The 26,482-nt window shown below is 69.4% G+C and carries 26 protein-coding genes and 1 pseudogene; 15 read left to right on the forward strand and 12 right to left on the reverse strand.

The window, feature by feature from the left end; genetic code table 11:
* Positions 1 to 9: 9 nt before the first annotated feature.
* On the forward strand, positions 10 to 777 hold the full coding sequence (locus K244_RS0101285) for an SDR family oxidoreductase (RefSeq protein WP_020184430.1): 768 nt from the start codon (positions 10 to 12) through the stop codon (positions 775 to 777).
* A 7-nt stretch (positions 778 to 784) separates the two neighbouring features.
* Here the strand turns inward: K244_RS0101285 and meaB are convergent, their stop codons facing one another.
* Entirely contained in the window at positions 785 to 1,783 is a 999-nt protein-coding gene (meaB, locus tag K244_RS0101290; protein WP_020184431.1) for a methylmalonyl Co-A mutase-associated GTPase MeaB, read from the reverse strand.
* 184 nt (positions 1,784 to 1,967) lie between these two features.
* Here meaB and K244_RS0101295 point away from each other — a divergent pair, with 184 nt between their 5' ends.
* Positions 1,968 to 2,168 (forward strand): CsbD family protein, encoded by a 201-nt coding sequence (locus tag K244_RS0101295; RefSeq protein WP_020184432.1) that lies wholly within the window; start codon positions 1,968 to 1,970, stop codon positions 2,166 to 2,168.
* 18 nt (positions 2,169 to 2,186) lie between these two features.
* Here K244_RS0101295 and folP read toward each other — a convergent pair whose 3' ends face one another.
* The 3 genes from folP to K244_RS0101310 all read right to left on the reverse strand — a co-directional run bounded on the left by folP (position 2,187) and on the right by K244_RS0101310 (position 3,970).
* Positions 2,187 to 2,948, reverse strand: coding sequence for a dihydropteroate synthase (gene folP / locus K244_RS0101300; protein ID WP_245259724.1), 762 nt, complete (start codon positions 2,946 to 2,948; stop codon positions 2,187 to 2,189).
* A 138-nt stretch (positions 2,949 to 3,086) separates the two neighbouring features.
* Positions 3,087 to 3,494 (reverse strand): DUF4332 domain-containing protein, encoded by a 408-nt coding sequence (locus K244_RS0101305; RefSeq protein WP_020184434.1) that lies wholly within the window; start codon positions 3,492 to 3,494, stop codon positions 3,087 to 3,089.
* 107 nt (positions 3,495 to 3,601) lie between these two features.
* The gene (locus tag K244_RS0101310) at positions 3,602 to 3,970 is read right to left on the reverse strand and encodes a hypothetical protein (protein ID WP_020184435.1); all 369 of its coding nucleotides are present in this window, start codon (positions 3,968 to 3,970) and stop codon (positions 3,602 to 3,604) included.
* Between the two features lie 161 nt (positions 3,971 to 4,131).
* On the opposite strand from K244_RS0101310, the gene K244_RS0101315 reads away from it, so the two are divergent.
* The 5 genes from K244_RS0101315 to K244_RS0101335 all read left to right on the forward strand — a co-directional run bounded on the left by K244_RS0101315 (position 4,132) and on the right by K244_RS0101335 (position 9,007).
* Positions 4,132 to 5,700 (forward strand): helicase HerA-like C-terminal domain-containing protein, encoded by a 1,569-nt coding sequence (locus K244_RS0101315; protein ID WP_020184436.1) that lies wholly within the window; start codon positions 4,132 to 4,134, stop codon positions 5,698 to 5,700.
* A 58-nt stretch (positions 5,701 to 5,758) separates the two neighbouring features.
* Positions 5,759 to 6,007: a type II toxin-antitoxin system VapB family antitoxin gene (locus tag K244_RS0101320; protein WP_020184437.1), complete on the forward strand. Its 249-nt coding sequence runs from the start codon at positions 5,759 to 5,761 to the stop codon at positions 6,005 to 6,007.
* Positions 6,000 to 6,404, forward strand: a complete 405-nt coding sequence (locus K244_RS0101325; RefSeq protein ID WP_020184438.1) for a type II toxin-antitoxin system VapC family toxin — start codon at positions 6,000 to 6,002, stop codon at positions 6,402 to 6,404. The genes K244_RS0101320 and K244_RS0101325 overlap by 8 nt, the downstream gene beginning before the upstream one ends.
* Before the next feature lie 33 nt (positions 6,405 to 6,437).
* Positions 6,438 to 7,820: a M20/M25/M40 family metallo-hydrolase gene (locus tag K244_RS0101330; protein ID WP_020184439.1), complete on the forward strand. Its 1,383-nt coding sequence runs from the start codon at positions 6,438 to 6,440 to the stop codon at positions 7,818 to 7,820.
* 179 nt (positions 7,821 to 7,999) lie between these two features.
* A complete protein-coding gene (locus K244_RS0101335) occupies positions 8,000 to 9,007 on the forward strand; it encodes an autotransporter domain-containing protein (RefSeq protein WP_020184440.1) in 1,008 nt (335 codons plus the stop codon).
* Here K244_RS0101335 and K244_RS21230 read toward each other — a convergent pair.
* Positions 9,008 to 9,680, reverse strand: a pseudogene (locus K244_RS21230) (haloacid dehalogenase type II). It lies immediately after the preceding gene.
* A 121-nt stretch (positions 9,681 to 9,801) separates the two neighbouring features.
* On the opposite strand from K244_RS21230, the gene K244_RS0101345 reads away from it, so the two are divergent.
* Both K244_RS0101345 and scpA read left to right on the forward strand, forming a co-directional pair.
* On the forward strand, positions 9,802 to 11,811 hold the full coding sequence (locus K244_RS0101345; RefSeq protein ID WP_020184442.1) for a methylmalonyl-CoA mutase family protein: 2,010 nt from the start codon (positions 9,802 to 9,804) through the stop codon (positions 11,809 to 11,811).
* The gene (scpA, locus tag K244_RS0101350; protein WP_020184443.1) at positions 11,808 to 13,967 is read left to right on the forward strand and encodes a methylmalonyl-CoA mutase; all 2,160 of its coding nucleotides are present in this window, start codon (positions 11,808 to 11,810) and stop codon (positions 13,965 to 13,967) included. The genes K244_RS0101345 and scpA overlap by 4 nt, the downstream gene beginning before the upstream one ends.
* Before the next feature lie 40 nt (positions 13,968 to 14,007).
* Here scpA and K244_RS0101355 read toward each other — a convergent pair whose 3' ends face one another.
* The 3 genes from K244_RS0101355 to K244_RS0101365 all read right to left on the reverse strand — a co-directional run bounded on the left by K244_RS0101355 (position 14,008) and on the right by K244_RS0101365 (position 16,395).
* The gene (locus tag K244_RS0101355) at positions 14,008 to 14,481 is read right to left on the reverse strand and encodes an SRPBCC family protein (RefSeq protein ID WP_020184444.1); all 474 of its coding nucleotides are present in this window, start codon (positions 14,479 to 14,481) and stop codon (positions 14,008 to 14,010) included.
* Positions 14,482 to 14,615: 134 nt separating this feature from the next.
* A complete protein-coding gene (locus K244_RS21235) occupies positions 14,616 to 15,641 on the reverse strand; it encodes an alpha/beta hydrolase family protein (protein WP_020184445.1) in 1,026 nt (341 codons plus the stop codon).
* A 157-nt stretch (positions 15,642 to 15,798) separates the two neighbouring features.
* Positions 15,799 to 16,395 carry a superoxide dismutase gene (locus K244_RS0101365; protein ID WP_024816247.1) on the reverse strand — a complete coding sequence of 199 codons (597 nt, stop codon included), beginning with the start codon at positions 16,393 to 16,395 and terminating at the stop codon, positions 15,799 to 15,801.
* Between the two features lie 222 nt (positions 16,396 to 16,617).
* Between K244_RS0101365 and K244_RS0101370 the strand changes: the two genes are divergently transcribed.
* Positions 16,618 to 17,913 (forward strand): hypothetical protein, encoded by a 1,296-nt coding sequence (locus K244_RS0101370; RefSeq protein ID WP_024816248.1) that lies wholly within the window; start codon positions 16,618 to 16,620, stop codon positions 17,911 to 17,913.
* Between the two features lie 144 nt (positions 17,914 to 18,057).
* Here K244_RS0101370 and K244_RS0101375 read toward each other — a convergent pair whose 3' ends face one another.
* Positions 18,058 to 20,202: a S9 family peptidase gene (locus tag K244_RS0101375; protein ID WP_020184447.1), complete on the reverse strand. Its 2,145-nt coding sequence runs from the start codon at positions 20,200 to 20,202 to the stop codon at positions 18,058 to 18,060.
* A gap of 355 nt (positions 20,203 to 20,557) precedes the next feature.
* Between K244_RS0101375 and K244_RS0101380 the strand changes: the two genes are divergently transcribed.
* On the forward strand, positions 20,558 to 20,974 hold the full coding sequence (locus K244_RS0101380; RefSeq protein WP_024816249.1) for a MucR family transcriptional regulator: 417 nt from the start codon (positions 20,558 to 20,560) through the stop codon (positions 20,972 to 20,974).
* A gap of 70 nt (positions 20,975 to 21,044) precedes the next feature.
* On the opposite strand, the gene K244_RS21240 is transcribed toward K244_RS0101380, so the two are convergent.
* Positions 21,045 to 21,386: a DUF6477 family protein gene (locus tag K244_RS21240; protein ID WP_020184449.1), complete on the reverse strand. Its 342-nt coding sequence runs from the start codon at positions 21,384 to 21,386 to the stop codon at positions 21,045 to 21,047.
* 107 nt (positions 21,387 to 21,493) lie between these two features.
* Between K244_RS21240 and K244_RS24375 the strand changes: the two genes are divergently transcribed.
* Complete coding sequence (locus tag K244_RS24375; RefSeq protein ID WP_346430342.1) at positions 21,494 to 22,324, forward strand: DUF6456 domain-containing protein; 831 nt, start codon at positions 21,494 to 21,496, stop codon at positions 22,322 to 22,324.
* Here the strand turns inward: K244_RS24375 and K244_RS0101395 are convergent.
* Together K244_RS0101395 and K244_RS21250 are read right to left on the reverse strand one after the other, a co-directional pair.
* Positions 22,319 to 22,762, reverse strand: coding sequence for a SufE family protein (locus K244_RS0101395; protein ID WP_020184451.1), 444 nt, complete (start codon positions 22,760 to 22,762; stop codon positions 22,319 to 22,321). The two genes, K244_RS24375 and K244_RS0101395, sit on opposite strands and share 6 nt — an antisense overlap.
* 96 nt (positions 22,763 to 22,858) lie before the next feature.
* Positions 22,859 to 23,248 carry a DUF5330 domain-containing protein gene (locus K244_RS21250; RefSeq protein WP_020184452.1) on the reverse strand — a complete coding sequence of 130 codons (390 nt, stop codon included), beginning with the start codon at positions 23,246 to 23,248 and terminating at the stop codon, positions 22,859 to 22,861.
* A gap of 374 nt (positions 23,249 to 23,622) precedes the next feature.
* On the opposite strand from K244_RS21250, the gene K244_RS0101405 reads away from it, so the two are divergent.
* The 3 genes from K244_RS0101405 to K244_RS0101415 are packed head-to-tail and all read left to right on the forward strand — an operon-like array spanning position 23,623 to position 26,480.
* Positions 23,623 to 25,380 carry a PAS domain-containing sensor histidine kinase gene (locus K244_RS0101405; protein WP_020184453.1) on the forward strand — a complete coding sequence of 586 codons (1,758 nt, stop codon included), beginning with the start codon at positions 23,623 to 23,625 and terminating at the stop codon, positions 25,378 to 25,380.
* Positions 25,373 to 26,119 (forward strand): peptidoglycan-binding domain-containing protein, encoded by a 747-nt coding sequence (locus K244_RS0101410; protein WP_020184454.1) that lies wholly within the window; start codon positions 25,373 to 25,375, stop codon positions 26,117 to 26,119. The genes K244_RS0101405 and K244_RS0101410 overlap by 8 nt, the downstream gene beginning before the upstream one ends.
* A 22-nt stretch (positions 26,120 to 26,141) precedes the next feature.
* Positions 26,142 to 26,480, forward strand: a complete 339-nt coding sequence (locus K244_RS0101415) for a DUF1491 family protein (RefSeq protein WP_020184455.1) — start codon at positions 26,142 to 26,144, stop codon at positions 26,478 to 26,480.
* Positions 26,481 to 26,482: the final 2 nt, after the last annotated feature.

Consider the following 26,482-nt stretch of genomic DNA (forward strand, 5'->3'; position numbering starts at 1 on the left):
ACTGACCCCATGCCCGGAAAGCTTCAGGACAAGGTTGCGATTGTCTCCGGCGGGGCGACGGGCATGGGCGGGGCCTCCTCGCGCCTGTTCGCGGCGGAAGGCGCCAAGGTCGCGATCGTCGATCTCAACGGCGAGGCCGCGGAGGCGACCGCAGCGGCCATCCGCGCCGAGGGCGGCGTGGCGGAGGCCTTCGTCGCCGACGTGTCGGACGAGGCTGCGGTCGGGGCCGCCGTTGCGGCGGTGACTGAACGCTTCGGCCCTGCGACCGTGCTGTTCAATCACGCCGGCACCATCGTCATAAAGCCGTTCCTCGAGACCACGGTCGCGGAATGGGACTGGCTGCACGCGGTCAACGTGCGGTCGATGTTCCTCATGACGAAGGCCGTGCTGCCGGGGATGATCGCGGCGGGCGGCGGCTCGATCGTCTGCACGTCGTCGATCTCGGCGGTGGCGGCGACGCCGATGGAGGTGCTCTACGACACCACCAAGGGCGCCTGCCACATGTTCGCGCGCGCCATCGCGGTGGAGTTCCGCGACCGGAACATCCGCTGCAACGCGGTGTGCCCCGGTTTCATCCGCACGCCCCATGGACTGCGCGAGGTCGCCGACCTTCAGCGGCTCGGCGTCGACACGTCCGACGCCGCGATCGCGGCGGCTCAAGGGCGCATCGGCGAGGCGGAGGAGGTGGCGAAGGCCGCGCTGTTCCTCGCAAGCGACGACGCGAGCTTCGTCAACGGCGCGCATCTGTTCGTGGACAACGGCTTCACCGCGATCTGAGCGAGGCTCAGAAACCGAGCATCCTCGCGATCTCGTCCGCGGCCAGCGTCGGGGCGAGCTCGCCGCCCGCGACCGCGGTCTCAAGCGCGGGCACCCGCTCGGCGAGCCGCGGATCGTCGGCGAGGCGTTCGCGGAACCGGGCCTCGACCATCGTCCACATCCACCGCACCTGCTGGCCCTCTCGGCGCTTCGCGAGTTCGCCGGCCTTCGCGCGCAGGTCGCGGCAGGCGACCACGCGGGCCCAAAGCGCGTCGAGGCCCTGGTCCTCGCGGCCGGAGACGGTGAGCACCTCCGGCGTCCAGGCGCCGCCCTGGGCGTTGAGGATGCGCAGCGCGCCGGCGTAGTCGGAGGCGGCGGCCTTCGCGGGGCCGGCGCCCGCGCCGTCCGCCTTGTTGACAGCGATGATGTCGGCGATCTCCAGCACGCCCTTTTTGATGCCCTGAAGTTCGTCGCCGGCGCCCGGCAGCATCAGCACCAAGAAGACGTCCGTCATATCGGCGACGGTGGTCTCCGACTGGCCGATTCCGACCGTCTCGACCAGGATCACGTCGAAGCCCGCCGCCTCCATCAGCAGCATGCTTTCCCGCGTCTTGGCCGCGACGCCGCCGAGCGTCCCCGCCGAGGGGGACGGGCGCACATAAGCGGCGCGGTCCATGGCGAGCCGTTGCATCCGCGTCTTGTCGCCGAGGATGGATCCGCCGGTGCGTGTCGAGGACGGGTCGACTGCGAGCACCCCCACCTTGTGCCCCTTGGCGGTGAGCCGGCTTCCGAGCGTGTCGATGGTGGTCGATTTGCCGACGCCCGGCACGCCTGTGACGCCAACGCGGATCGCCTTGCCCGTGTCCGGCAGGAGCTCCTGCACCAGAGCGCGCGCCGCGGCCTGGTGATCGGGGCGGCGCGACTCCGCGAACGTGATCGCCCGGGCGAGGGCGGCGCGGTCGCCGGCGCGGATGCGGGCTGCAAAGGCGGGAACGTCGGCGATCTGAGGGGGAGCGGAGGGCGGCACGAGGATCCTTGAAGGCGTGGGACGGAACGCGGGGGACGCTAACCGCCCGTCGGCGCGCCTGCGACCGAGCGAAAAGTCGTGGCGAAGTCCGAAATCGTCGTGGCGGGCGTGAACTGTCATCGCCTCGTCGGCGTTCACCTATCAAATCAATGTTTCAAACCATTTCGGCGGCGGAGACACCCTGATGAACGCGGATCGGATCGAAGGTCAAGGGAAGCAGATCAAGGGCAAGCTCATGCAGCTCTGGGCCGGCTTGACCGGCGACGCGGCGCTCTCGCGCCGCGGCCACGCCATTGAGCTCGTTGGCTCCGCCCAGGCCGGCTTTGGGCGCGCCATGAGCGCCGCCCGGCCCCATCTCGGCTTCCGCCGTCGCCTGGGCGTGTAACAGCACGGCAAGGCCGCGTCACGCGTCGAGCACGGCCTTCGCCACCAGCAAGGCGTCCCTGTTCTCGCGGATGTCGTGGACGCGGAACAGAGTCGCGCCCGCGGCCCAGCCGAGGACTGAGGTCGCGACCGTTCCGTGCACGCGCTCTTCCGGCGTACGTTGGATGATGTGCCCGATAAGGGATTTCCGCGAGGTCCCGAGCAGCACCGCAAAGCCCATCCCGGCGAGCGCGCCGACCTGCTGAATGGCGATCAGATTCTGCGCGGTCGTCTTGCCGAAGCCGACGCCGGGATCGAGCGCGATGGCGTGATCGGGCACGCCCGCCTTCAGTGCGATGTCGATCGAGCGCCCGAGGAATTCCTTCATGTCCTCGACGATATCGAGCGCCGGGTCCACCTCGGTGCGGTGATGCATCACCACGACGGGCGCGCCATGCTCGGCGGCCACGCGCGCTATGTCGGGATCGCGCTGCAGCCCCCAGACGTCGTTGACGACGTCGGCGCCTGCCTCGAGCGCGGCGGCCGCGACGGAAGCCTTCATGGTGTCGATCGAGATCGGCAGATCGAGGGCTTCGCGCACGGCGCGGATCGCCGGAACCACACGGCGGATTTCCTCCTCGGCGTCCACCGGCTGATAGCCGGGCCGGGTTGATTCGCCCCCTATGTCGACGATGTCTGCGCCGTCGCCGGCCATCCTGACGGCATGCGCGACCGCGCCCTCGACCGCGGCGAAGCGCCCCCCATCAGAGAATGAATCCGGGGTGACGTTCAGGATGCCCATCACACGCGGGCCGCCGGCGCGATCGAACAAACGGGCCGCGCCGAAAGGCGCGCGTTGAATAGTCATGGGCGGAAGCCTCCGGGGCGGGACGGACCCATGTCTTAGGGCGCGAGCCCATGATTCAAAAGCGCCGCCCGGTCAGTAGGTCATCACCGGCGGCAGGGCCTTCGCCTGCCCGATCCACTTCGCAAGGACCTTTTCGGATGGGGCGAGGCGCACCAGACTGCGCCGGGCGTTCACGTCACGAATGGCCTTCGCCAGGTTCGTGAGGTTGCGGTTTCTCAGATCCTTCACCGTGTCGACGCCGACGGCCGCCAGCAGGTCTGCGTATTCGCCGCCGACCCCTCTGACCCGCATGAGATCAGCCTTGTTGGCGAAGCTCAGGATCAGGCTTTCGGGAATGCCCGTGGCGGCGGCGAGCGTCTTCCGGCCTCTGGGGTCCTTGGCCCGGTCGAGCAAGGTCGCGGAGGTTCGCACCCCCGCTTTCTTGAGCCGCTCTGCGCTCTCGGGGCCGACGCCCTCGATCTGCAGAATGGAATAGGGCATGAACCCTCCGCTCGTCGTTTGGCGCCGGTCGGGCGCGCTCGCCCTAAGATTATGCGGGGAACGCCACTCAACGCAGAACCAAACCCCAGCGATGGGCTTCCAGGGCCTTAGATGAAGGCTTCGAGGCCGGGGATGGACCCTACGATACGGCCGACGGTCTCCTCGCCGGCCTTCTCGCGGGCGTGGGCCAGCAACTCCTTGGTCACGACTTGGACCTCCGAGCCGGAAAGTCCGACCGCGGTAAGGGCGTGATACGCGGCCATCGCGCCAAAGCCGGCGAAGCCCTCGGGTTCGCCGTTCGCGGCTTTCGCGTCGGACAGCGCCTGTCGCGAACCGGGCAGCGCGTCCATCAGGTCGCCGACGGCGTCCGCGGGCGCCTCCTTGTCGAGGAACACGAGGATGGCCTTCACGGCCGCCGTCGCCGTCGCGGCGTCGATGTGGGCCGCCGTCGACAGCCGCGTCACGAGTTCGTCCATGGGGCCCCGCGAGGATGGTTTTTGTCGGCCGGATAGAGACCACCTGCGGGCGGCGATGACAAGCGGACCTATCGACGGATGGCCACCCTTGGTGACGCCATGCGGTCATGCCACCTTCCGCCCGATGCGCCGGCCGAACCGGCGAGGAGGAGTGAGACGCAATGCTCGACGAGGGCAAGATCTTCATCGGCGCGAGTTTTGACGCCAGCCACAAGCGGGTGAAGGCGGAAAGTCTCGAGCTGAAGCTCGCAAACCGCCACGGCCTCGTCACGGGCGCGACCGGCACCGGCAAGACGGTCACGCTGCAGGCTCTGGCGGAAGGCTTTTCGGACGCGGGCGTGCCGGTCTTCGCCTCCGACATCAAGGGCGACCTGTCGGGGGTCGCCGCCAAGGGCGAGCCGAAAGACTTCCTCCTCAAGCGCGCCCAGGAGATCGGCCTCGAGCCCTACGTGAACGACCAGTTCCCGGTGGTGTTCTGGGATCTGTTCGGCGCGCAGGGCCACCCGATCCGCGCCACCGTCTCGGAGATGGGACCGCTGCTCCTGGCGCGGCTGATGAACCTCAACGACACCCAGGAGGGCGTGCTCAACATCGTCTTCCGCGTGGCGGACGAGCAGGGCCTGCTGCTTCTGGATTTGAAGGACCTGCAAGCGCTGCTGGGCTACGTGGCGGAGAACGCCGCGACGCTGACGACCAAGTACGGCAACGTCGCCAGGGCGACGGTCGGGGCGGTGCAGCGTCAGTTGCTGGTGCTCGAGACGCAGGGCGGCGACGCCTTCTTCGGCGAGCCCGCGCTGGAACTGGGCGATCTCATGCGCACCAGCCGCGACGGCCGGGGGGTCATCAACATCCTCGCCGCCGACAAGCTGATGTCGAGCCCGCGGCTCTATGCGACGTTCTTGTTGTGGCTGCTTTCGGAGCTGTTCGAACAGATGCCGGAGGTCGGCGACCTCGACAAGCCGAAGCTCGTGTTCTTCTTCGACGAGGCGCACCTACTGTTCGACGAAGCGCCGAAGGCGCTGATCGACAAGGTGGAGCAGGTCGTCCGGCTCATTCGCTCCAAGGGCGTCGGGGTCTACTTCGTGACGCAGAACCCGATCGACGTGCCGGAGGAGGTGGCGGGCCAGCTCGGCAACCGCGTCCAGCACGCGCTTCGCGCCTTCACGCCGCGCGAGCAGAAGGCGGTGAAGGCCGCCGCCGAGACGTTCCGTCCGAATCCTGAGCTGAAGACGGCCCAGGTCATCACCGAGCTTGGCGTCGGCGAAGCCCTGGTCTCGATGCTTGAGGGGAAGGGCGTTCCGTCGATCGTGCAAAGGACCTTGATCCGCCCGCCGGCGGCCCGCATCGGGCCCGTGACGGCGGAGGAGCGGCGCGGCCTGATCCAGAACTCCCCTCTCGCCGGCAAGTACGACACGGCGGTCGACCGCGAGTCCGCTTACGAGATGCTGGCGAAGAAGGCGCAGGACACGGTCGCCGCCGATCAGGCCGCGGTCGAGGCAGACGCGGGCGGCATCGGCGGAATCTTCAAGAGCATCTTCGGAACGGGCGGCGGGACGCGCAAGACGCTGTCGCCGGGGCAGTCGATCGCCCGCGACGTGACGCGCACGATCGTCAATCAGACCGCCGGCAACATCGCGGCCCAGATCGGCAAGTCGGTCGCGGGCTCGGTTGGAAGCTCGGTCGGCCGCGCGGTCGTGCGCGGGGTGCTGGGCAGCCTGCTGCGGCGATGAGTTGAAAACCGCAGGGCCGCATGCGATCTAGACAAGGCTGGGGTGGAGTGTAGACGCCATGGCCTTTCATGTCAGAGACCCCGAAACCGACCGCGTGGTGCGCAAACTCGCCGCCGCCAACGGGACCAGTTTGACGGAAGCGATCCGCCGGGCTTGCGAACAAGCGCTAGTTGAAGCGTCAGCCGGCGCCGAGAGGGAGCGGCGCTTGGCGGCGATTGCAGCGATCCAGCAGCGGGTGGCGGCCTATCCCGACAATCCCGGAGTCGTCCTCGACAAGGCGTTTTGGGATTCACTGAACGATGAGTGAGGGCGTCTTCGTCGACGCATCCGCGCTGACGGCCATCCTGTTGCGAGAGCCCGAAGCCAACGACCTGAGTTCGCGGCTCGTAGGGAGCCAGCAGCGCTTAACGTCGGCGATCGCAATCTACGAGACGGCTCTGGCTGTCGCCTCGCGCAAACGCGTTGCGGTGACTGAAAGCCGAAGCTACGCGTTGGACCTCGTGCATCAGACGGCGATCGATGTGATCGACGTGACCGCCGAGGTCGGCCGCCTCGCCATCGAAGCCCACGCGCGCTACGGCAAGGGCACGGGCCACCCGGCGCAACTCAACATGGGCGACTGCTTCGCCTACGCCTGCGCCAAGGCGCATGGCGTCAGCCTGCTCTACAAGGGCGACGACTTCGCCCACACCGACCTCGCCTGACCGGCGCCTCGCGCCGAAGCTGAAGGATATCCCATGTCCGATCTCGATCGCGCCCTCGCGGCCGCCGACGACAGCCTTGAGAAAAGTCTCGATCGGCTGTTCGGGCTGCTCCGCATCCCGTCGATTTCGACCGATCCTGCTTACCGGAACGGCTGCCGTGAGACCGCCGATTGGTTGAAGCGTGAGCTTGCGACGCTCGGCTTCGACGCCGCGTTGCGTGAAACGCCGGGCCATCCCGTGGTGCTCGCGAAGCAGCCGAAGGCGGGGGCGCCGCACGTGCTGTTCTATGGCCACTACGACGTGCAGCCGGTCGATCCGATCGAGAAGTGGGAGACGCCGCCGTTCGAGCCGCGGATCGCGACGACGAAGGAGGGCAAGAAGATCATCGTCGCCCGCGGGTCCAGCGACGACAAGGGTCAGGTGATGACCTTCGTGGAGGCGTGTCGCGCCTGGAAGGCCGCGACGGGCGAACTGCCTGTCGGCGTCACCCTCCTGCTCGAAGGCGAGGAGGAATGCGGGTCGATCAATCTCCCGGGTTTCCTCGACGAGGCGAAGGACGAGTTGGCCGCCGACGTCGCGCTGGTCTGCGACACGACCATGTGGGGGGAGGGCGCGCCCGCCATCACCTCCTCGCTGCGCGGTCTGGTCTATGAGGAGATCACCGTCCGCGCGGCGGACCGCGACCTGCACTCAGGCATGTACGGCGGCGCCGCGCGGAACCCCCTTCACGTGCTGTCGAAGATCGTCGCCGATCTCCACGACGCCGACGGCCGCGTGACCTTGCCTGGGTTCTACGACGGCGTGCCCGTCGTGCCGGACACCCTGCGCGAGGAGTGGCGCGCCCTTGGTCTCGACGCCACGAAGTTCCTCGGGCCCATCGGGCTGTCGATCCCTGCGGGCGAAAGCGACCGCATGGTGATCGAGCAGATCCAGTCCCGGCCGACGTGCGACGTGAACGGCATGTGGGGCGGTTACACAGGAGCCGGCGCGAAGACCGTCATCGCCTCCGAGGCGCGCGCCAAGGTGTCGTTCCGCCTCGTCGGCGACCAAGACCCCTCGAAGGTGAAGCAGGCCTTCCGCGCCTTCGTGCGGGAACGGCTGCCGGCCGATTGCTCGGTGGAGTTCGAAGGCCACAAGGGGTCGAAGGCGATCCAGCTTCCCTTTGACAGCCCGTCGCTCGCCAAGGCGCGCGCGGCGCTCGCCGACGAGTGGGGCGTGGCGCCGGTGACCATCGGGTCGGGGGGATCGATTCCGGTGGTGGGCGACTTCAAGCGCACGCTTGGCCTCGACACGCTCCTGATCGGCTTCGCGCTCGACGACGACCGCATCCACTCGCCGAACGAGAAGTACGACCTCGAGAGTTTTCGGAAGGGCGTGCGCTCCTGGATCCGGATACTGGCTGCGCTTGCAGGTTGAGACGCGAGGGGCCCTTGAGTCTTTTGGATCACAGGGGCCCCAACTAAATACCGCCTAACACGTTCGTGACCCCGCAGGGGTCGCGATTTCTGAACGTTCGTTCATACTGCAGTTGCGAAAAGGACATGCCTCGGCGCGCCGTGCGGGCCGCCCGAGGCCTGCGTTTCGGAGCAACGGATATGAATGGACATCGCCTCGCCGGGCTCGCGCTCGGCGTTATCGCCGGGCTATTCGCCCCGCGACCGGGCCTCGCCGACGACCTGCGCACGAACCAATCTCTGGTCGAAGCCGGGATCTTCCTTGGGCATGCGGAGACCGAGGCGGCCTTCACCCGTCTCGACGCCGATCGGAAGGAGCAGACCGCCGTGTTGCCGGCGGTCAAAACCTTCGTGGACGTCGGCGCCGCCTCCTATGGGCAGGCGGAGCAGGGCGCTCGCATGGGCTATGGCGGATCGTCGTCTCAGCTGCGGCTGGGCGTCGACCGGGAAATCTCCAACGGGGTGGTGGTCGGCGTCATGGCCGGCGGCGGGGCGGGCGACGTCTCGTCCGGCGACCTCAGCGGCGGCACCCTATCCCAGCACGTCGACGTCTACGGACGGGTGAAGCGGGGCTCGCTGTTCGCGAAGCTTCTGTTCGGCGGATCGATCGTGGGTTTTCGCGCGATCGACCGCGGGCCGGACGAGTCCCGCACCTTCGGCCGTTCGGTCAGCCGAAACGCTCGGAGCGCGGCGCAGGTCGGGGGCGACGTTTCGGTGCGGGGCGTCAAGGTCTCGCCCACGCTTGGGGTCGCGCTCTCCGCCAACGCTCTTTCAGGCTACCGCGAAAGTGGGGGAGACAACGCCTTCTCCTACAAGTCGCGGCATGCGCAGGCGGCCATCGGCTCGTTCCGGCTCAAGGCCACGCGCGCGTTCCGGATCGACCGGTCGCACAAGGTGGAGCTGCAGGCCTTCGTCGGCGCGGACGAGATGCTTGGCTTCAGCACGGACGCGCTGCGCGCGACATCCCGGGCGACAGGGGCCATCCGGCAGTCGTGGAAGGGCCAGCCGACCGGCCGTGGGGTGGTTGGCGGCGTAGGCCTCGGCACGGCGCTCGCCGAGGGCGTCGAGATGAGCCTCAGCTACGACTACGGCGCGCGCGACGGGTTTGCGACGCATGCCGGCCGCGCGCGGCTCGGCATCTCGTTCTGATCACGTCGCCAACAGGCCTGACAGGTCTGAGATCCGGCGCGCGGGCGGAAAGTCGGCGTATTCGTCGGACGCGTCCGTACGGTTGACCCAGACGGCGCGAAACCCGAACGCCGCGGCGCCTGCGACGTCCCAGCGGTTCGACGACTGGAATGAGATCTCGTGCGGCGAGACGCCGAACCGCTCCTCCGCCAAACGATAGGCGCGAGGGTCGGTCTTGTAGGTCTTCAGCCCGTCGACCGAGAGCGTCGCGTCGAGCAGATCGCTCAGACCGGCCGCCCCAACGGCGGAGGCCAGCATGTCGGGCGAGCCGTTGGATAGGATCGCCGTCTTGGCGCCGTTCGCCTTCAACTCGCGCAGGACGTTCTTCACCTCGGGATAGGCCGACAGTTCGAGGTAAGCGGCGAGCAACGCCCGTCGCGCCTCGACCGGCAGTCCGCCGATCCGCGCCGCCGAGCGCGGCCTCCGTCAGGCTCCACAAGTCACGGTAGGCGCCCATCAACGCGTAGACCCAGGAGTACTCGAGCTGCTTCGTGCGCCAGATATCCGACAGGCCCTGGGCGTCGGGGCCGATGAGCGCGGCGTGCCGCATCGTCGCCGAATGCACGTCGAACAGCGTCCCGTACGCGTCGAACACGTAAACAGGAAAGTCGCGAGGCCCTGAAGCGCCAATCATGCCGCCCTCCGTCGCGGCTGCGCACGCGAGTGCTGCGGCGCAGCGTATCATCCGATTGTCCATCATGGCGCGGAGGCGGCGCTATGGCACGGTCCGGCCGTCCCCCTAAGTTGAGACAGGCATGACGAACCAAACGACCGAGGCCGCGATGACGCGCGTCGCCACATCTTTCGCCGCAGATTTCGCGACTGCGACCGAAGACGACTGGCGTGCGGCGGCCGAGGCGGCCCTGAAGGGGCGCCCGCTCGACTCCGTAATCCACCACCGCACGATGGACGGCGTGGCCGTCGCGGCCATTCGCCCCCGGAGCGCGCCGTCTCCGATTCCGGGCCGCGCGCCGGGCTCGCGCTGGATCGCTCTCAGCCGCATAGACATCCCCGACCCGGCGGCGGCGAACGCGCAGGCGCTCGAAGACCTGAACAATGGCGCGTCCGGGCTGGCGCTCGCCTTCTTGACGCCGGGTGACGGCCATGGCGTTGCGGCCGACACGCTGGATCGGCTCGATCAGGCGCTCGACGGCGTGCTGCTGGACCTGGCGCCGCTTTATCTCGAGGTCGTGCCCTTCGAGGGCCGCACCGCGGCCGCGCTCGTTGCGGCGCTGATCGAGCGGCGCGGCGTCCCTCCCTCCGACACTTACATCTGCTTCGGCGTCGATCTCCTGCGCGATCTCGTTCGCACCGGCACGCTGCCGCGCTCGTGGAGCGACATGGGCGCGCGCGTGGCGGGCGTCGTCCAAGGTCTGCGGGCGCGGGGCTTCACGGGGCCGGTATTTTCGATCGACGCCCGCGTCGCCCACGGCGCGGGCGCGACCGACGTGCAGGAACTCGCGGGCGCGCTCGCCTCCGCGACTGAACATGTGCGCGCGCTGGTCGCCAACGGCGTCGACCTCGAAACAGCGGCGGACGCCATGTCCTTCGCGTTCTCCTGCGACGCTGACCAGTTCGCCACCATCGCGAAGCTCCGCGCGGCGAGGCTCCTCTGGGCCGCCTGGCGCAGAGAGAGCGGGCTTCCCGAAAGGACCGTGCACATCCATGCCGAGACCTCGCGGCGCATGATGAGCGAGCGCGCGGCGCACACGAATCTCGTCCGCACCACCATCGCGGCGTTCGCGGCGGGGGTCGGCGGGGCGGACTCGGTCACAGTGCGGCCCTTCACGGACGCGCTCGGGACCGCGGACGCCGATGCGCGTCGGCTGGCGCGGAACGCCCAGGCGATCATCCTGGAGGAGAGCAACGCTCACCGCGTGGCCGACCCGGCCGCGGGCGCGGGCGCGATCGACGGCCTGACCGACGCTCTCGCGGAGACGGCCTGGATGCTGTTTCAGCAGATCGAACGGGAAGGCGGCTTGCTCCAGGCGCTGACGTCCGGATCCTGGCAGACCCAGATCGCGGACGCCCGCGCCCGGCGCCGCGCTGCCGTCGCGACCCGGCGCAGTCCCGTGGTGGGCGTCAGCGAGTTTCCGGAGGCCGCAGAAACGCTCTACGCGTCGGCGTCGCCTCCTCAGATATCGCGGTCGCCGCAGGTGGCGCCGATCGGTGATGAGATCAGCGAGGACGTCGCCGGCTTCGACGCTCTTGTCGCCGCCTTCCTGACCGGGTCTTCGTTCGCGGACGTGCGCGCGGCGTCGGCTTCGAAGCCGAGCGTCTCCGCGACTCCGCTGGACCTTGAGCGCGTCGCAGCGCCTTTCGAACGCCTGCGCGCCGTCAACGAGGCCGCGAGCCCGCGCCCCACGGTTTATCTCGCCCTGGTCGGACCCATCGCCAGGCATTCGGCGCGGGCCGGCTTCGTCCGCAACCTGTTGGCGGCCGGCGGCCTGATGGCGATCGACAGTCCCTTGGGCGCGACGACCGCCGCGAACGTCGCGGCCTGGACGGAGACCGGCGCGAAACTCGCGATCGTCTGCGGCGCAGACGACGGCTACGCCGAGACGGGACCGGACCTCGTCGTAGCGCTCGCTGCGGCCGGGGCCGCTGTCTGGCTCGCCGGCCGCCCGAAGAAGGGGGCCGAGGCTCTTTCCGCGGCGGGCGTCAGCCGTTTCGTCGCGGCCGGCGACGACGCGCTTGCGGTTCTTCACGACGCGACGACGCTCGCGTCCGCTCAAACCGCGCCGACCCTGGGAGGCGTCTGGTGACCGCTCGTCTGCCGGACTTCTCCGCGATCGACTGGCGCCGCCCCGAGACGTCGCCGCCTTCGGCGGCCGCCGCTCCCTGGACCACGCCGGAAGGGATCGTCGTGCCGCCGGTCTATGGGGCGAGCGATCTGGAGGGACTCGAGGGTCTCGACACTTGGCCCGGCCTTCCGCCGTTCATCCGCGGCCCCTATCCGACGATGTATGCGTCGCAGCCCTGGACGATCCGCCAGTACGCCGGCTTCTCCACCGCCGAGGATTCGAACGCGTTCTACCGCGCGAACCTGGCCGCCGGGCAGACCGGCGTGTCCGTCGCGTTCGATCTCGCCACCCACCGGGGCTATGACAGCGATCACCCCCGCGTCGCCGGCGACGTGGGTATGGCGGGCGTCGCGATCGACTCGATCTACGACATGCGGACGCTGTTCGACCGCATTCCGCTCGACAAGATGACCGTCTCGATGACGATGAACGGCGCCGTGCTGCCGGTGCTGGCGCTGTTCATCGTCGCGGGCGAAGAGCAGGGCGTGCCGCAGGAGAAGCTGGCCGGAACCATTCAGAACGACATTCTGAAGGAGTTCATGGTCCGCAACACCTACATCTATCCGCCGGCGCCCTCGATGCGGATCGTCGCCGACATCTTTGCGCACACCTCGCAGCGCATGCCGAAATTCAACTCGATCTCGATCTCCGGCTATCACATGCAGGAGGCCGGAGCGACGGCCGACCTCGAGCTGGCCTACACCCTGGCCGACGGCGCGGAATACGTCCGGGCGGGCCTGTCGGCCGGCCTCGACGTGGATCGCTTTGCGCCCCGCCTGTCGTTCTTCTGGGCGATCGGCATGAACGTCTTCATGGAAATCGCCAAGATGCGGGCCGCGCGCCTGATCTGGACGAAGCTCATGACGGATCTCGGCGCCAAGAACCCGAAGTCGCTTCCCCTGCGCACCCACAGCCAGACCAGCGGCTGGTCGCTCACCGCGCAGGACGTCTACAACAACGTCATCCGCACCACGCTGGAGGCGATCGCCGCGACCCAGGGCGGCACTCAATCGCTGCACACCAACTCCTTCGACGAAGCGCTGGCGCTGCCGACCGACTTCTCGGCCCGCATCGCGCGCAACACGCAGCTGGTGCTGCAGATGGAGAGCGGCACGACGCGCTTCATCGATCCCTGGGGCGGCTCGGCCTATGTGGAGAAGCTGACCCACGACCTCGCGACCAAGGCGCTCGCCCACATCGCCGAGATCGACCGGCTCGGCGGCATGGCCAAGGCGATCGAGGCCGGCGTGCCGAAGCTTCGGATCGAGGAGGCCGCGGCGACCACGCAGGCCCGCATCGACAGCGGCGATCAGACCGTCGTCGGCGTCAACGCCTACAAGGTGCTGAAGAACGAGACGCTCGACGTCCGCCAGATCAAGAACGCCGAGGTGCGCGCGGCGCAGTTCGCCAAGCTCGAGCGGCTGCGCGCGGAGCGCGACCCCGCCAAGGTCGAGGCGGCGCTCACCGCGCTCGAGAACGGCGCGCGCGGCGACGGCAATCTCCTGGCGCTCTCGATCGAAGCGGCGCGCGCGATGGCGACCGTTGGCGAGATCACCATTGCGATGGAGAACGTGTTCGGACGCCATCGCGCCGAGATCAAGTCGATCTCCGGCGTCTACAAGCGGGAGGCCCGCAACATGGGCTCGATCGAAGAGGTGCAGAAGCTCGTCGCGGCCTTCGAGCGGGCGGACGGCCGGAGGCCGCGCATCCTTGTCGCAAAGGTCGGGCAGGACGGCCACGACCGCGGCCAGAAGATCATCGCGTCCGCCTTCGCGGATCTCGGCTTCGACGTCGACATCGGCCCGCTGTTCGCGACCCCGGAGGAGGCCGCCCGGCAGGCGATCGAGAACGACGTCCACATCGTCGGCATCTCGTCTATGACGGCGGGCCACCTGACGCTGGTTCCGGCGCTGCGCGACGCGCTGAAGAACGAAGGCCGCGAGGACATCATGATCGTGGTCGGCGGCGTCATTCCGCCGGTCGACTATCCCGCCCTGCGCGAGGGCGGCGCCTCCGCGATCTTCCCGCCCGGCACGGTGGTGGCGGACGCCGCGCGGGGGCTGATCGACCAGCTCAACGACCGGCTCGGCTACGCCGGCGCGCAGGCGGCGGAATGACGGGCGAGGGGCGGCCGCGGCGGCGCGCCCCTCGCAAGTGTCAGAGCTTCGCCTTCAGCGCGTCGAGTCCGCTGGAATAGATGCCGTCGATGGCCTTCTTGGCGTCGGCTTCGCTCGCGCCTTTCGGCGTGAACGTCGATGTCCAGAGCACGGTGGAGCCTTTCTTGCCGTCCGCCTTCACCGTGAACGTCGACTTGTAGTCGGCGACAGGCAGAGGGCTTTCCATGATCGCGTAGCTGTAGCTGCGCGTCTTGGCGCTCCAGGACAGGCGCTTTTCCACGATCGTTCCGCCGCCCTTCAATGACAGCGTGCGGGTCTTCCCGCCGTCGGCGAGAACGCATTTCTCGATCGCGGGGTGGAATGTGCCGATGCCGCAGAAGTCGGGGGACGCCGTGGTCCAGACCTTCTTCGCGGGAGCCGCGATGTCGATGCTGCGGGTGACCTCGGCGGCGTTGGCGGAACCGAAAGCCAAAGCTGCGGCGACGCCTGCGCCAAACAGAGTGACGGTGCGCATGAGACGTTTCTCCAGCGCCGGCGTTCGATGCGCCGGCTGTCGTTGGGATGCGCCCGGCGCTCGCCGGGCAATTTTACCCTACGTCAAATCACAATTGCTGGATGTTGCGTCTTTCGCCGAACGACGGCCGCCGCTCAGGGCCGCGCCAGGATCGTCGCCTTGCTCGGGGTCTTGGGCTGGACGACGGGCGCTGCGGGCATGGCGGGGCCGCCCACGCGCTCGACCTTTGCGGCGGCCTCAACGCGGTCGGCGACGCGCTTGGCCGGGTTCGCGGTCGCGACCGGGGTCGCCTCCTCGAGGCGGTCGCCGATGAACGAGAGCATCGGCGCGAGTTCGGACGACCAGAGCTTCCAGTTATGCTGGCCCGGAACCACGTGGTAGGTCACCGGGATCTTGGCCGTGGCCAGCGCCCGATCGAAGGCGTTGTTGCCAGCCAGCAGAATTTTGATGTCGTCGTCGCCGACGCTCATGTAGAGCGCGGGCGCCTCGGCGGCTGCGGCGTTGGTCGAGAGGCTGCGCCACGGGCTTGCGGCGTTGAACGCCTTGGGATCGAAGCTCGCGCCAAAGGCCCGCCCGAACAGCCCGAGCTGAAACGCGGGAAAGTCGCTCGCTGATTTGACATCCGGAAACAGCGCGCCGGAAAGGCTGCCCGCGGCGACGAAGCGGTCGGGCTCCAGCAGCGCGAAGCGCAGCGCGCCGTAGCCGCCCATGGAGTATCCCGCGATCGCGCGTCCTTCGCGGGACACGATGGTGCGATACTTCGCGTCGACGCCGTCGATGAGGTCGTCGAGCAGCGCCGTCTGCCAGCGTCCGGTGACGTCGTTGTCGACGTACCAGCCTTTCTGGCCCGACGGCGTGACGATGATCGAGGGCGGCAGCTTGGCCGTTGCGATCAGTTCGTCCGCCACGTCCTGCAGGTCGCCGTCGTCGAAGAACGAGCGTTCGTCGCCGCCAAAACCATGCAGAAGGTAAACAACAGGGTAACGTCTGGTTTCGCCGGTGTAACCGGCGGGCAGGTAGATCGAGTAGCGCAGGGGTTGGCCGAGAGCCGCGCTCGGCATCTCAAGGCTCCGCTCGACGATCGATCCGTCGGCGTGAAGCGCGCCGCTGCTCCCGAGACCGAGCGCAAGGATCGTGAAAGCGAGCAGGCGCTTGATCATCCGGATCTCTCTGGCGGGTGTGAGGTTACCTCTCACTAGGAGGCTTAGCAAAACCGCCCGACTCCGCGCAACCCGTAGAAATCCGGATGTGATCGAACGAAAAAGGGCGGCCCGAAGGCCGCCCCGCATATTGTCGTCCGGGCGTCGTTCGATCGGCTCACTTCGCTTCGGAGTAGAGCTTCTCGACGTACTCCCAGTTCACCAGATTCTCGATGAACGCCTTGAGGTAGTCGGGACGACGGTTGCGGTAGTCGATGTAGTAGGAGTGCTCCCACACGTCGACGCCGAGCAGCGGGACCGCGCCGTGGATCAGCGGGTTTTCGCCGTTCGGGGTCTTCATGATCTCGAGCTTGCCGCCCTTCAGCGCCAGCCAGGCCCAGCCGGAGCCGAACTGGCCCTTGCCCGCGTCCTGGAAGTCGGTCTTGAACTTCTCGACGCCGCCGAGGTCCTCGGTGATCTGCTTCTCGAGCGCGCCGGGGATCGCGCCGCCGCCGTTCGGCTTCATCCACTGCCAGAAATGGACGTGGTTGTAGTGCTGGGCGGCGTTGTTGAAGAGCGGGGCGTTCTTGCCATGGCTCTGCTTCACGACCTCCTCGAGGGTGGCGCCTTCGAGGCCGGAGCCTTCGAGCAGCTTGTTGCCTGTCTCGACATAGGCGTTGTGGTGCTTGTCGTGATGAAACTCCAAGGTTTCCTTGGACATGTAGGGCTGCAGCGCGTCGTAGGCGTAGGGCAGCTCGGGCAGCTTGAACGACATCGAGCAATCTCCAGGATGAAAGGTCTCTGGGCTCTCGCGTCCGGCCGCGACGACGGCGTTCGCGGGAGCGTGCCGGCGGTACATAGGCGGAGGCTTCGGCGCCGGCAACGTGGAACGCGGATTTCCGATGTAAAATGCGGCCCGGTCCTGCATTTTACCTGGCGATAACCATGGCGGCCTGAGAGTCGCGAGAGAATCAATCGGAGGACGGAGGTCCCGCGCATGTCCGTCGTTCTCTATGTTTTCGGAGCCGCTCTGCTGGTGTGGAGCGCCTTCCTGATGATGACCGGCGGTATGGTCGCGACCCTCGACATCGCCGCCGGCCTTGCCGGGTCCGGCGTGTTCGCGCTGGGCCTCGGCGCGGTCGTGGCCGCTCTGGAGCGGCTGACGCGGGCGGTCGCGACGACGGCCCAACTGCGCGCCCTTCCTGGCGTCGTGCAGGCTGCGGCGCCCCGCGAGGAGCCGCCGGCGGAAGCGCCGCGCCCGCCTGAGGCGCGCCCGTTCACGCCTCCGCTTTCGCGGCCGGTGGTGAAGGCGCAGAAGCCGCGGCGCGAACCGACGCTGGACGAGACTGCCGCCGTCCGGGCTCCCGAAGTTGCGCCTCCGGCAGTCGTGGCGCCGATCCTCGGCGGCGCTCTTCCCCGGATCGCGCGGGAGGAGGAGCCGACGCCGTTCGCAGCCGAGCGTAGCGAGCCGCCCGCGGAGGTCGTCGCGCCCGCCGAGCCGGACCTCGCCGCCGCGCCCGAACCCCAAGCTGAGCCCGCCCCCCCGCCGGAGCCGATCGCCGAACAGGCGCCGGAGCCGGCCAAGAAGGAGGCGCGTGTTCCGGAGTGGCTGGCCCGCGCTCGCGCTCGGCGCGAGGCCAAGACGGTCGAGGACGGCGGCGCCTCGTCCTCGGGGCCAGATCTGGGCGCGCCCGTCGCGCCGATCGCGGCGACCGCCGCCGTGGCCGTGGTCGAGACAGCGGAGGCGTTCGAGCCGTCGCCGGAGCCCCATCCTTTTGCGGACGAGGGCGTCGACGAGCCCGCGCCCCCGGCGCCGGAAGCCGACGAAACGCCGGCACACGATCCCTCGGAGGTCGTCGTCCGGGAGGGCGAGCACAACGGCGTCATGTACCGCTTCTTCGAGGACGGCTCGATCGAGGCCCAGACGGACCACGGCGCCCGCCGCTTCGCCTCGATCGAAGATCTGCGCACGACCATCCTGGCCGCGCGGGGGCGCCTCGACGACGAACTGGACGGGACGACGGAAGCGGACGTGACGGCCGCTGTCCCGGACGAGGACGTCTCCGAACCGGCGGAGCCCGCCGCGGGCGAGGGCGTTCCGAACGAGGCGCAAGGGGAACACGTTGCGCAAGCGGAAGCGCAGCCCGAGAGCGAGGCCGGCGAGACCGCTGAGGCCTCCGCCGAGAGCCGAACCGCGCCGGAACCGGAAGACCCGTTCGAGGCGGCGCTCGCCGCCCTCGAGGGCGGCCCGCGCGATACGGCGCGGCCGTCGCGCGGCGACCGGCCCGTCTGAGGTCGCCGAAAGGCGCTCGCACTCGGCGGGAGCCGACGCCCCGCGGAAGCGGCCGGGACGGCGGGAAATCCCTCGACCCCGTTCAAGCCGGGCGGCCTCACATGGCCCGGCAGCCCGAAACGGCGGACAAGCAGACCGCCGCCCTCAGCCGGTCGGGAAGCGGTCCGCGACGATCTCCGCGTCCGGATGACCGACGGCGGCGAGCGCGAAAGCGTAGGCCAGCGCCACCTCCTCCAGCCGGTCGAACCGGCCGGACGCTCCCCCGTGGCCGGCGTCCATGTTGGTGCGGAGCGCGATCGGCCTGCGCGAGGTGGTGGCCTCGCGCAGGCGGGCGATCCATTTCGCGGGCTCCCAGTAGGTGACGCGCGGATCGGTAAGGCCCGCAAGCGCGAGGACGGCGGGGTAGGGCCGCGGCGCGACGTTGTCGATCGGGCTGTAGCTTCGGATCCGCTCGAAGGCGTCCTTGTCGAGGATCGGGTTTCCCCATTCCGGCCATTCCGGCGGCGTGAGTGGCAGCGTGTCGTCCAGCATGGTCGTCAGCACGTCGACGAAGGCGACCTCCGCCATCACGCCGGCGAACAGATCGGGTCTGAGATTGGCGACCGCGCCCATCAGCATGCCGCCGGCCGAGCCGCCGTGGGCAACGATGCGGGCTTTGGCGGTGAAGCCTTGCGCGACCAGCGCTTCGCCGGCGGCGATGAAATCTGTGAAGGTGTTGGTCTTCTTCGCGAGCTTGCCATCGAGGTACCAGCCCCAACCCTTCTCGGTGCCGCCGCGGATGTGGGCGATGGCGTAGACGAAGCCGCGGTCCACCAGCGAGAGCCGTCCGCCCGAAAACGACGCCGGGATGGAGATGCCGTAGGCGCCGTAGCCATAGAGCAGGCATGGCGCTGAGCCGTCCAGCGCGAGGCCCTTGCGGTGCACCACCGTGACCGGGACCTGCTCGCCGTCCGGCGCCGGCGCCAGGATGCGCCGCACCACGTAGGCGTCCGGGTCATGGCCGGAGGGAACCTCCTGGCGCTTGCGCAGGGTGCGCGCGCGCGTCGCCATGTCGTAGTCCCAGGTCTCCGCCGGTGTCGCGGGCGACGAATAGGAGAAGCGGGTAAGGTCCACGTCGAAAGTCGGACCGGCGGCGACGCCGAGCGAATAGGCCTCCTCGTCGAAGGCGATCGCGTGCTCTTCGCCGTCCGACAGCGCGCGCACGACGATCCGGGGCAGGCCGTCCTCGCGCTCCAGCCGCACGAGATGGCGCGCGGTCACGGCGTGGTCGAGCACATAGACGCCCGGCCGGTGCGGCACGAGGTCGACGGCCGGAGCCGCGTCCGGCGCGACGGCCGGCAGCACCGAAAGCTTGAAGTCGATCGCGCCGTCCGCGTTGGTCCGTAGAATCAGCGCGGATTTGCCGTCGAGGTCGGGGTGGTGGTCGAGCTCGTAGCGCACGCCGGTTTCGCGCTTCAGCACCAAGCGCGGGGCGTTGTCGAGCGACGCCCGGTCGATCAGATGGGCTTCGGTGGTGTCGTGGTCGGAGATCGTGACGACGCAGAAGGCGCCGGATCGGGTCTCCTCGACGCCGACGAACCAGCCGGGCTCCGGCTCGCGGAAGACGAGCTCGTCGGCCGCGACGTCGGTCCCGAGACGGTGGCGCCACACCTCGAGCGCGCGGTGCTGCGCGTCCAGCCGGACGTACCAGAACCCGGCGCCGTCCGCGGACCACACCGCCGCGCCGGTGGCGTCGGGGACGACGTCTGCGAGGTCCTGACCCGTCGCGAGGTCGCGCACGCGGATGGTCAGGAACTCGGAGCCCGCGTCGTCGGCGCTCCAGGCGAGCAGGGCGTGATCGGGCGAGGCGCTCCAGCTTCCGAACTGAAAGAAGGCGCGGCCTTCCGCGAGCGCGTCGCCGTCGAGCAGGAGCGCCTCAGCCCCGTCGCCGCCTGCGGGGGCGCGCACGATCAGCGGATGCTGGCCGCCGGTTCGGTAGCGCACCGCGTAGTCGAACGGGCCGTCGCGCACGGGAACCGACGAATCGTCTTCCTTGATCCGGCCGCGCATCTCCGCGACCAGCGTCTCCTTCAGAGGGTCGAGCGGTCCGAGCAGCGCCTTGGCGTAGGCGTTCTCCGCCTCAAGGTAGGCGCGGATGTCCGCCTGCAGCGCCTCGGGCCGGCGCATGACCTCCTGCCAGTTGTCCGCGCGCAGCCAGGCGTAGGGGTCGACCAGCGCAAGGCCGTGGAACGCGCGGGAGGTCGGACGACGCTCCGCGCGCGGCGGGGTGAGCCCTTCGACGGAGGTCATGACGGCAGCCTCTCAAAGCCAGGAACGCCGGGAAGGCGGGCGGCGCACGCTAGCGACAGCCGGCAAGAGCGGCAAGGAGAAGCGGGCGGCGTATTGAAATGCGGCGCAATGTTGGCGACGCCGACATGACGAACCGCAGTCATCATAAGCGTTCACAAACAAAACATGCCGATCGCCGTGGGAGAACTTGCCTGTTAGCCCCAGATTGTCTATCTAGCGAGAAGTCTTGCGGGGACGGTCGGATCAGCGCCTGAGTCGAAGCGTTCGCCAGCGGAAGCAAGCACGTCATCAAAAGCGCGGCGACTGGCCGATGCGCCTCTCAAGGCCCGCGCAAAACGCATGGATGCGGGATTACATGAGCGACGACGCCATCTCTGACAGCTACATCGAACTGGCCGCCGAAATCGTGTCGGCTTACGTCAGCAACAACTCGGTCGCTCCGGCCGATCTTCCCGCCCTCATCAACGAGATCCACGGCGCGCTGGCGCGCATTTCGACGGGCGTGTCCGAGCCGATCGCCGAGGCGCTCAAGCCGGCCGTGCCGGTGAAGAAGTCCGTGACCTCGGATTTCATCATCTGCCTGGAGGACGGCAAGAAGTTCAAGTCGCTGAAGCGCCATCTGCGCACGCAGTACGACATGAGCCCAGAAGAGTATCGCGAGAAGTGGGGCCTGCCGTCGGACTACCCGATGGTCGCGCCGAACTACGCGGCGGCGCGCTCCGAACTCGCGAAGAAGATGGGCCTCGGCCAGCAGCGCGGCAAGCGCGGCTAAGTCCCAGGTTCGACTGACCTTATGCCGACGCCGCCCGGTCCCGCCGGGCGGCGTTTTCGTTTGCACGATCTCACGCGAGGCCGTCCGCGGACGTCTCGGCCGCATAGGCCTGCGCCAGGGCGATGTGACGGTTGAGATCGTAGGTCCAGCAGCGGGCGCGGCCCCTGCGGCGCTCCGCCTCCAGCGCTGCGGCGAGCCGGTCGACGATGGCCTGTCGGGTCTCGCGCGACGGCGTCTCGAGATCGCCCGGCGCGCAGGGGATCAGCCGCGGCAGATGGCGCCTCCGGTCGTAGGCTTCGGCGCCGGCGCGGACGACGGCCGCCAGGCCTTTCTCAGCCGCCGCCTGCAGCGCCGCCGCCCGCCGTCCGTGCTCCACGTTTCGTCCCGCATTCTTCAGGCCGCCTTCGCTCATCGCGTCGTCTCCCATGCTGGTCCGAAACCCAGCGTCGGCGAAACGCATCCTCTAGACAAGAAAAAAATCCTAATACAAACTCAAAATCCTATAGTGGGAGGATGAAGATGGCGGATGGACAGTCTGGACGGCGCCGAGCAGGCAAGGCGAAGGGAGCGGGCGCCGGGCGGGCGGGCGCCGCGCCTGCCATGCTGCGGGCGCTCGCGCGCGTGGTCGCCGACGCGCCGCTCGGCTCCGGGGAGGAGAACGGCGTCGACAGCCTGATCGCGGAAGGCTGGGCCGTTCGAGACGTCGAAGGCCGGCCCGTGGCCACGGCGGCGGGACGCGCCCGGCTGGCGCGCGAGACCGGCGGGGTCGAGGGCTTCCGGGCCCAGCATCTGACACTTGGCCGCCGCTTCGTGGAGATCGACGGCGTCGCGCGCGAAGTCGACGTCGATCTCGACGAGAGCCCGCTGGCCTGGCTTGCGCGGCGCAAAGGCCGTGACGGGCGTCCGTTGATCTCCGCCAGCGAGACCCTCGCGGGCGAGCGACTGCGAGCCGATTTCACGCGCGGCCAGATGACGCCGCGCGTGACGGCGAACTGGGAGGCCTCGATCGCGAGCGGCCGCCGCGGTGGGGCGGGCGTCGGCGTCGATCTCGCCGAGTCGGTCGTCGCCGCGCGGGGAAGGGTCTCTAAAGCGCTCGCGGGCGTCGGGCCGGAGCTCAGCGGCGTGCTCGTCGACGTCTGCTGCCTGCTGAAGGGCATCGAGGCGGTGGAGCGGGAGCGGGGCTGGCCGGCGCGGGGCGGAAAGCTCGCGCTGGGGTTCGCGCTCAAGGCGCTAGCGCGGCACTACGGCTACGCTGAAGCTGCCGAAGGTCCGGCCCGCGACGGGAAGGTCGCGGCGTGGCGGGGGGAAGGCGCGCGTCCGACGCTCGACGGCGCGGCCGAGGGCTCATGACGCCGCGTGCGAGGCTCCGACGCGGCTCGCGGCCGCAGCCTCGCGCTTGATGCGCTCGACCATGGAGCGGAGCCCGTTCGAGCGTTGCGGCGTCAGGTGCTCGCGCAGCTTGATGCGCTCCATCACCTGGCCGGCGTCGGTCGCGAGGATGTCGCGCGCCCGCTTGCCGGAGTAGAGCGCGACCATCACGGCGACGAGGCCGCGCACGAGATGGGCGTCGCTGTCGCCGCGGAAGGTGAGGACGGGATTGTCGCCCTCGCCGATGTCGGTCGCGAGCCAGACCTGGCTGGCGCAGCCCTGGACTTTGGTCTCGGGCGTCCGGTCGGCGTCCGGCAGCGGCGCAAGTTCTCGGCCGAGTTCGATGAGGTAGCGGATCCGCTCCTCCCAATCGTCGATGAACTCGAAGCCCTCGATGATCTCGTCGATGTCCTGCGCCACGGCCGCGTCCTCGTCAGTCTCTTGCGAGGTAGTCGCTTCCCCCGCAGTCTGCAAAGGAAAACGAGTGTCTCCGCGCGCCTTCGCCGCAAGCCGAGCTCAGGCGGACGGTGAGGCCGGGCCGCGCCAGGAGGGTTTGCGGTCGGCGGGGGTGAGCGTGTCGCGCCCGCCCGTCGTCGTCGAAACGGCCTTCGCCGGCGTGGCCGCCGCGCCCTCGCTTCCGAGGTAATCCTGGATCATCGCGGCGCCGTTGCGGGCGCGGTCGCTCATGACCTGCAGCGCCTTGGAGCCGACGTCGCAGGCGTCGGGCTGACGTTCGCAGAAGCTGCGCATGTCCGAGATCGTCGCGCCCGCCGCCGCAAGCGCCGCCATCGCGTCGATCGACGCGCGCTCCTCGGCGTTCGGGCCGTCGCCCTTCATCGCGCCGCCGAGCGGGAGCACCAGCAGCAGCACCGAAATCCAGAACGCTGTGCGGATGAGAAACATCATGAGGCTCCTGCCTGCCGTGGATCCCTGCGGTCTTGCGCGCTTGCGGAGATATGGTCCGCGCGTCTTCGCCGTCGATATCAGGACGATAGCAGGATCATTCTAAGCCTCGTTCAACGAGGTCTTTCAACTTGCGACGCCTGCGTTCACATTTCAGCAAGTTTTCATCAAGGTTTCAGAAAGTCATGAGGCGTTACTGCGACCATCGCGCCATCGTCAACGCTTTACAGCCGAGATCGCGCTGGTTTTAGCGTTCCGTTTAAACCTCGGGAGCCAATCTGGCCGTCGAAACGAGGCCCGGGACCAGCGTCGCGCCGGGCCGCCGGTCGCTTCTGCGCCGGCAGTCGGAGTACGAGTCTTTGCGACACATCGGCGCCATGAAAGCGGTCCTGGAGCACGTCGCCGGTTGGGTTCACCCCTCCGTCGCCGACGATGCGCTTGCGTCCGCCCGGCACCGCGCCTTCCTGCTGTCGCACCTCCTCGGCGGGGTCGCGCCGTTCGCGGCGTTGCCCGGCCTGCTCGCGTCCGGCCATGCCGCGTCGCCCCTGGAGCTCGCGGCGTTCTGCTGGCTGCTCGCGCCCATCCTGATCGCGCTCAACCTCTCCCGCACCGGCGATCTGGTGCGGGCCCACACGCTGTCCGCCCTCTCGATCGTCGTCCTGGTGGTCGCCGTGTCCCTGTCGACGGGAGGGCTCGCGTCGATCGCTTTGCCCTGGCTCGTCCTCGCGCCGCTTGAGGCCGGACTGTCGGGCTCCCGCCGCGCCGTGGGCGTCGCCATCGCGGCGGCCGCGGGAGCGGTGGCGCTGCTGTTCGGTCTCGACGTCGGCGGGCTGACGCCGGCGGCCGAGCCCGTGGGCCCCGTCCTGACGGCGCTCGGCGTGTTCGGGGCGAGCGTCTGCGCGCTCGCGCTCGCGCTCCGGGCGGCGGAAAGCGTCGGCGAGGGCGACGCCCTGAGCCGCGCCGGCCGGGCGCGGTTCGATCTCTTCGCCGGCGCCGTCAGCGACCTCGTGACCCGCCACGCGCCGGACGGCGCGGTGACCTCCGCGTCTCCCGCCGCGGCGGGCCTGCTCGGCGTCGCCCCGCGCGAGCTCGTCGGGCGAGGCCTGTTCGATCGTATTCACATTGGCGACCGCCCCGCGTTTCTGCACGCGCTCGCGGCGGCGGCGCGGGGCGCCGAGACGACCCTCGAGATCCGCGCCCGCCGCGCCGCGTCCGGCGAAGACGCTCAAGGCCCGGAGTCCTTCGTGTGGCTCGAGATGCGCGCGCGCCCGGCGCCGGCGGACCTGATCGACGCGCCCGTGCTCGCGGCCTTCCGCGACGTGTCCGACCGGAAGGCGCACGAGGAGGCGTTGCTCGCCGCGCGGCAGGACGCGGACCGCGCGAGCCTCGCCAAGACCCGCTTTCTCGCGACCATGAGCCACGAGCTGCGCACGCCGCTCAACGCCATCATCGGCTTTTCCGAAATTCTTACCGACGAGCGCCTCTGCCGCTTGGAACCAGCGCGCCGGTCGGATTACGCCGCGCTCATCCATCAATCCGGCCTTCACCTGCTCGACGTGGTCAACGGCATCCTCGACATGTCGAAGATCGAGACCGGCTGCTTCGCGGTGTTCCCGGAGCCCTGCGAGGTCGGGCCTGTCGTCGAGCATTGCCTTGGTATGGTGGCGCTGAAAGCGGAGGCGGCCGGGGTGCGGCTCGCCACGGAGGTGGCGCCCGGACTGCCGCCCGTGGTGGCGGACCCGCGCGCGCTGACCCAGATGGCGCTGAACCTGCTCTCCAACGCCATCAAGTTCACCCCCCGCGGCGGCGCCGTGACGCTCGAGGCCCAAGCCAGCGGACGCGTGTTCACCCTCGCCGTGCGCGACACCGGCTGCGGCATCGCGCCCGAGCACATCGACCGCCTGGGCGAAGCGTTCTTCCAGGCGAGCGGCGCGCTGGACCGTCCGCACGAGGGCTCGGGTCTCGGCCTGTCGGTCGTGCGGGGCCTCGTCGAGCTTCACGGCGGCCGGCTGGCGATCGAAAGTGTGGTCGATCGCGGCACACGGGTCAGCGTCCATCTGCCGCTTGGCGCGGCCTCCGCGCCGCGAGGCGGCCGCGCCTCGCTCGACGCACAGGAGATGAGACAGAGTGCCTAAGCCCTCCGCACGCTCCTTCGACGCCCACGACAGCTTCGGCGACCGCCCCGTCCGCGGCGGGATCGCCGAACTTGTCCGCCGCCGTCCGGTCGACGTCCTCGCGGGGCTCGTCGCGGCGGCGGGCGTCGCCACCATTCTGGTCAACGCGCTGTTGCTGCAGGAGGGCCGGCACCCCGCGCCGTTCTTCGGCGAGCACCCCGCCGTAACGCCAGCCGCGGCGCCGGCGCGGCCGACCCTGCAGCGCAGCGAACTGGTCGCGCAGATCCAGGAGGCCCTGCGCGCACGCGGCGACTACGACGGTCCGGTCGACGGCCTGATAGGCGCGCGCACCGCGGCGGCGATCGCGTCGTTCGAGCGGGGCGCAGACCTGCCGATCCACGGCGAGCCGAACGACCGCGTGCTCGCGGCCTTGCTGATCGCGCCGGCGAAGCCGACGCCGCAGCCGGCTCCGGCGGCCGCGACGAAGCCTTCGGCCGCGCTGCGGACGCCCGTCCCCGCGCCTTCGCCGTCGCCCACCGTCACGGGCTCCACCAGCGTCGCCGGGCCGAAGATGATGGCGGTGCAGCGGGCGCTGTCCAAGCTTGGTTACGGACCGGTCGCCAGCGACGGCAAAATGGGCGCCGCCACCCGCAATGCGCTGCAGGAGTTCGAGCGCGACCGGAAGCTGCCGGTGACCGGCGAGCCGAACCCCCAGACGCTGCGCCAGCTTCAGGCCGTGTTCGGCGCGCCGCTGGAGTGAGCGCGCACGAAGAGGCGTCGACATGAGCGCCCGGCTCACCTCCGACTTCTGGGTCGCGGCCTATGTCAGGCGCTGCCATCTGGCCGGGGCCTATGCGCTGGTGCGCCGGCGCGGCTCGCCTGAGGCGGGCGCGATCTTCCTCGTGATCGACCGTCTGGACGGGCGCAACGATCTCTATGCGCCGGCGCCCCAGGCCGAGGTGGAGAACGCCCGCGCGCGGACGTTCGAACGGGTTGCGGAGGGCGTCGATGGCTTGGCCATCGAGGAGCGCCTCGCCCGCGAGATGCGCTTCGATTCGGACGTGTGGATCATCGCCGTCGAGGACCGGGACGGCCGGGCTTTTCTCAACGACGGCCTCTGAGC

Source organism: Methylopila sp. 73B (assembly GCF_000526315.1).
Taxonomy (GTDB): Bacteria; Pseudomonadota; Alphaproteobacteria; order Rhizobiales; family Methylopilaceae; genus Methylopila.

What these genes read in the sequence shown, in the direction of transcription:
- K244_RS0101285 (WP_020184430.1), top strand. Translation starts at nt 10, where the DNA reads ATGCCCGGAAAGCTTCAGGACAAGGTTGCGATTGTCTCCGGCGGGGCG.
- K244_RS0101295 (WP_020184432.1), top strand. Translation starts at nt 1,968, where the DNA reads ATGAACGCGGATCGGATCGAAGGTCAAGGGAAGCAGATCAAGGGCAAG.
- folP (WP_245259724.1), bottom strand. Translation starts at nt 2,948, where the DNA reads ATGGGCATCCTGAACGTCACCCCGGATTCATTCTCTGATGGGGGGCGC.
- K244_RS0101305 (WP_020184434.1), bottom strand. Translation starts at nt 3,494, where the DNA reads ATGCCCTATTCCATTCTGCAGATCGAGGGCGTCGGCCCCGAGAGCGCA.
- K244_RS0101310 (WP_020184435.1), bottom strand. Translation starts at nt 3,970, where the DNA reads ATGGACGAACTCGTGACGCGGCTGTCGACGGCGGCCCACATCGACGCC.
- K244_RS0101315 (WP_020184436.1), top strand. Translation starts at nt 4,132, where the DNA reads ATGCTCGACGAGGGCAAGATCTTCATCGGCGCGAGTTTTGACGCCAGC.
- K244_RS0101320 (WP_020184437.1), top strand. Translation starts at nt 5,759, where the DNA reads ATGGCCTTTCATGTCAGAGACCCCGAAACCGACCGCGTGGTGCGCAAA.
- K244_RS0101325 (WP_020184438.1), top strand. Translation starts at nt 6,000, where the DNA reads ATGAGTGAGGGCGTCTTCGTCGACGCATCCGCGCTGACGGCCATCCTG.
- K244_RS0101330 (WP_020184439.1), top strand. Translation starts at nt 6,438, where the DNA reads ATGTCCGATCTCGATCGCGCCCTCGCGGCCGCCGACGACAGCCTTGAG.
- K244_RS0101335 (WP_020184440.1), top strand. Translation starts at nt 8,000, where the DNA reads ATGAATGGACATCGCCTCGCCGGGCTCGCGCTCGGCGTTATCGCCGGG.
- K244_RS0101345 (WP_020184442.1), top strand. Translation starts at nt 9,802, where the DNA reads ATGACGAACCAAACGACCGAGGCCGCGATGACGCGCGTCGCCACATCT.
- K244_RS0101355 (WP_020184444.1), bottom strand. Translation starts at nt 14,481, where the DNA reads ATGCGCACCGTCACTCTGTTTGGCGCAGGCGTCGCCGCAGCTTTGGCT.
- K244_RS21235 (WP_020184445.1), bottom strand. Translation starts at nt 15,641, where the DNA reads ATGATCAAGCGCCTGCTCGCTTTCACGATCCTTGCGCTCGGTCTCGGG.
- K244_RS0101365 (WP_024816247.1), bottom strand. Translation starts at nt 16,395, where the DNA reads ATGTCGTTCAAGCTGCCCGAGCTGCCCTACGCCTACGACGCGCTGCAG.
- K244_RS0101370 (WP_024816248.1), top strand. Translation starts at nt 16,618, where the DNA reads ATGTCCGTCGTTCTCTATGTTTTCGGAGCCGCTCTGCTGGTGTGGAGC.
- K244_RS0101375 (WP_020184447.1), bottom strand. Translation starts at nt 20,202, where the DNA reads ATGACCTCCGTCGAAGGGCTCACCCCGCCGCGCGCGGAGCGTCGTCCG.
- K244_RS0101380 (WP_024816249.1), top strand. Translation starts at nt 20,558, where the DNA reads ATGAGCGACGACGCCATCTCTGACAGCTACATCGAACTGGCCGCCGAA.
- K244_RS21240 (WP_020184449.1), bottom strand. Translation starts at nt 21,386, where the DNA reads ATGAGCGAAGGCGGCCTGAAGAATGCGGGACGAAACGTGGAGCACGGA.
- K244_RS24375 (WP_346430342.1), top strand. Translation starts at nt 21,494, where the DNA reads ATGGCGGATGGACAGTCTGGACGGCGCCGAGCAGGCAAGGCGAAGGGA.
- K244_RS21250 (WP_020184452.1), bottom strand. Translation starts at nt 23,248, where the DNA reads ATGATGTTTCTCATCCGCACAGCGTTCTGGATTTCGGTGCTGCTGCTG.
- K244_RS0101405 (WP_020184453.1), top strand. Translation starts at nt 23,623, where the DNA reads ATGAAAGCGGTCCTGGAGCACGTCGCCGGTTGGGTTCACCCCTCCGTC.
- K244_RS0101415 (WP_020184455.1), top strand. Translation starts at nt 26,142, where the DNA reads ATGAGCGCCCGGCTCACCTCCGACTTCTGGGTCGCGGCCTATGTCAGG.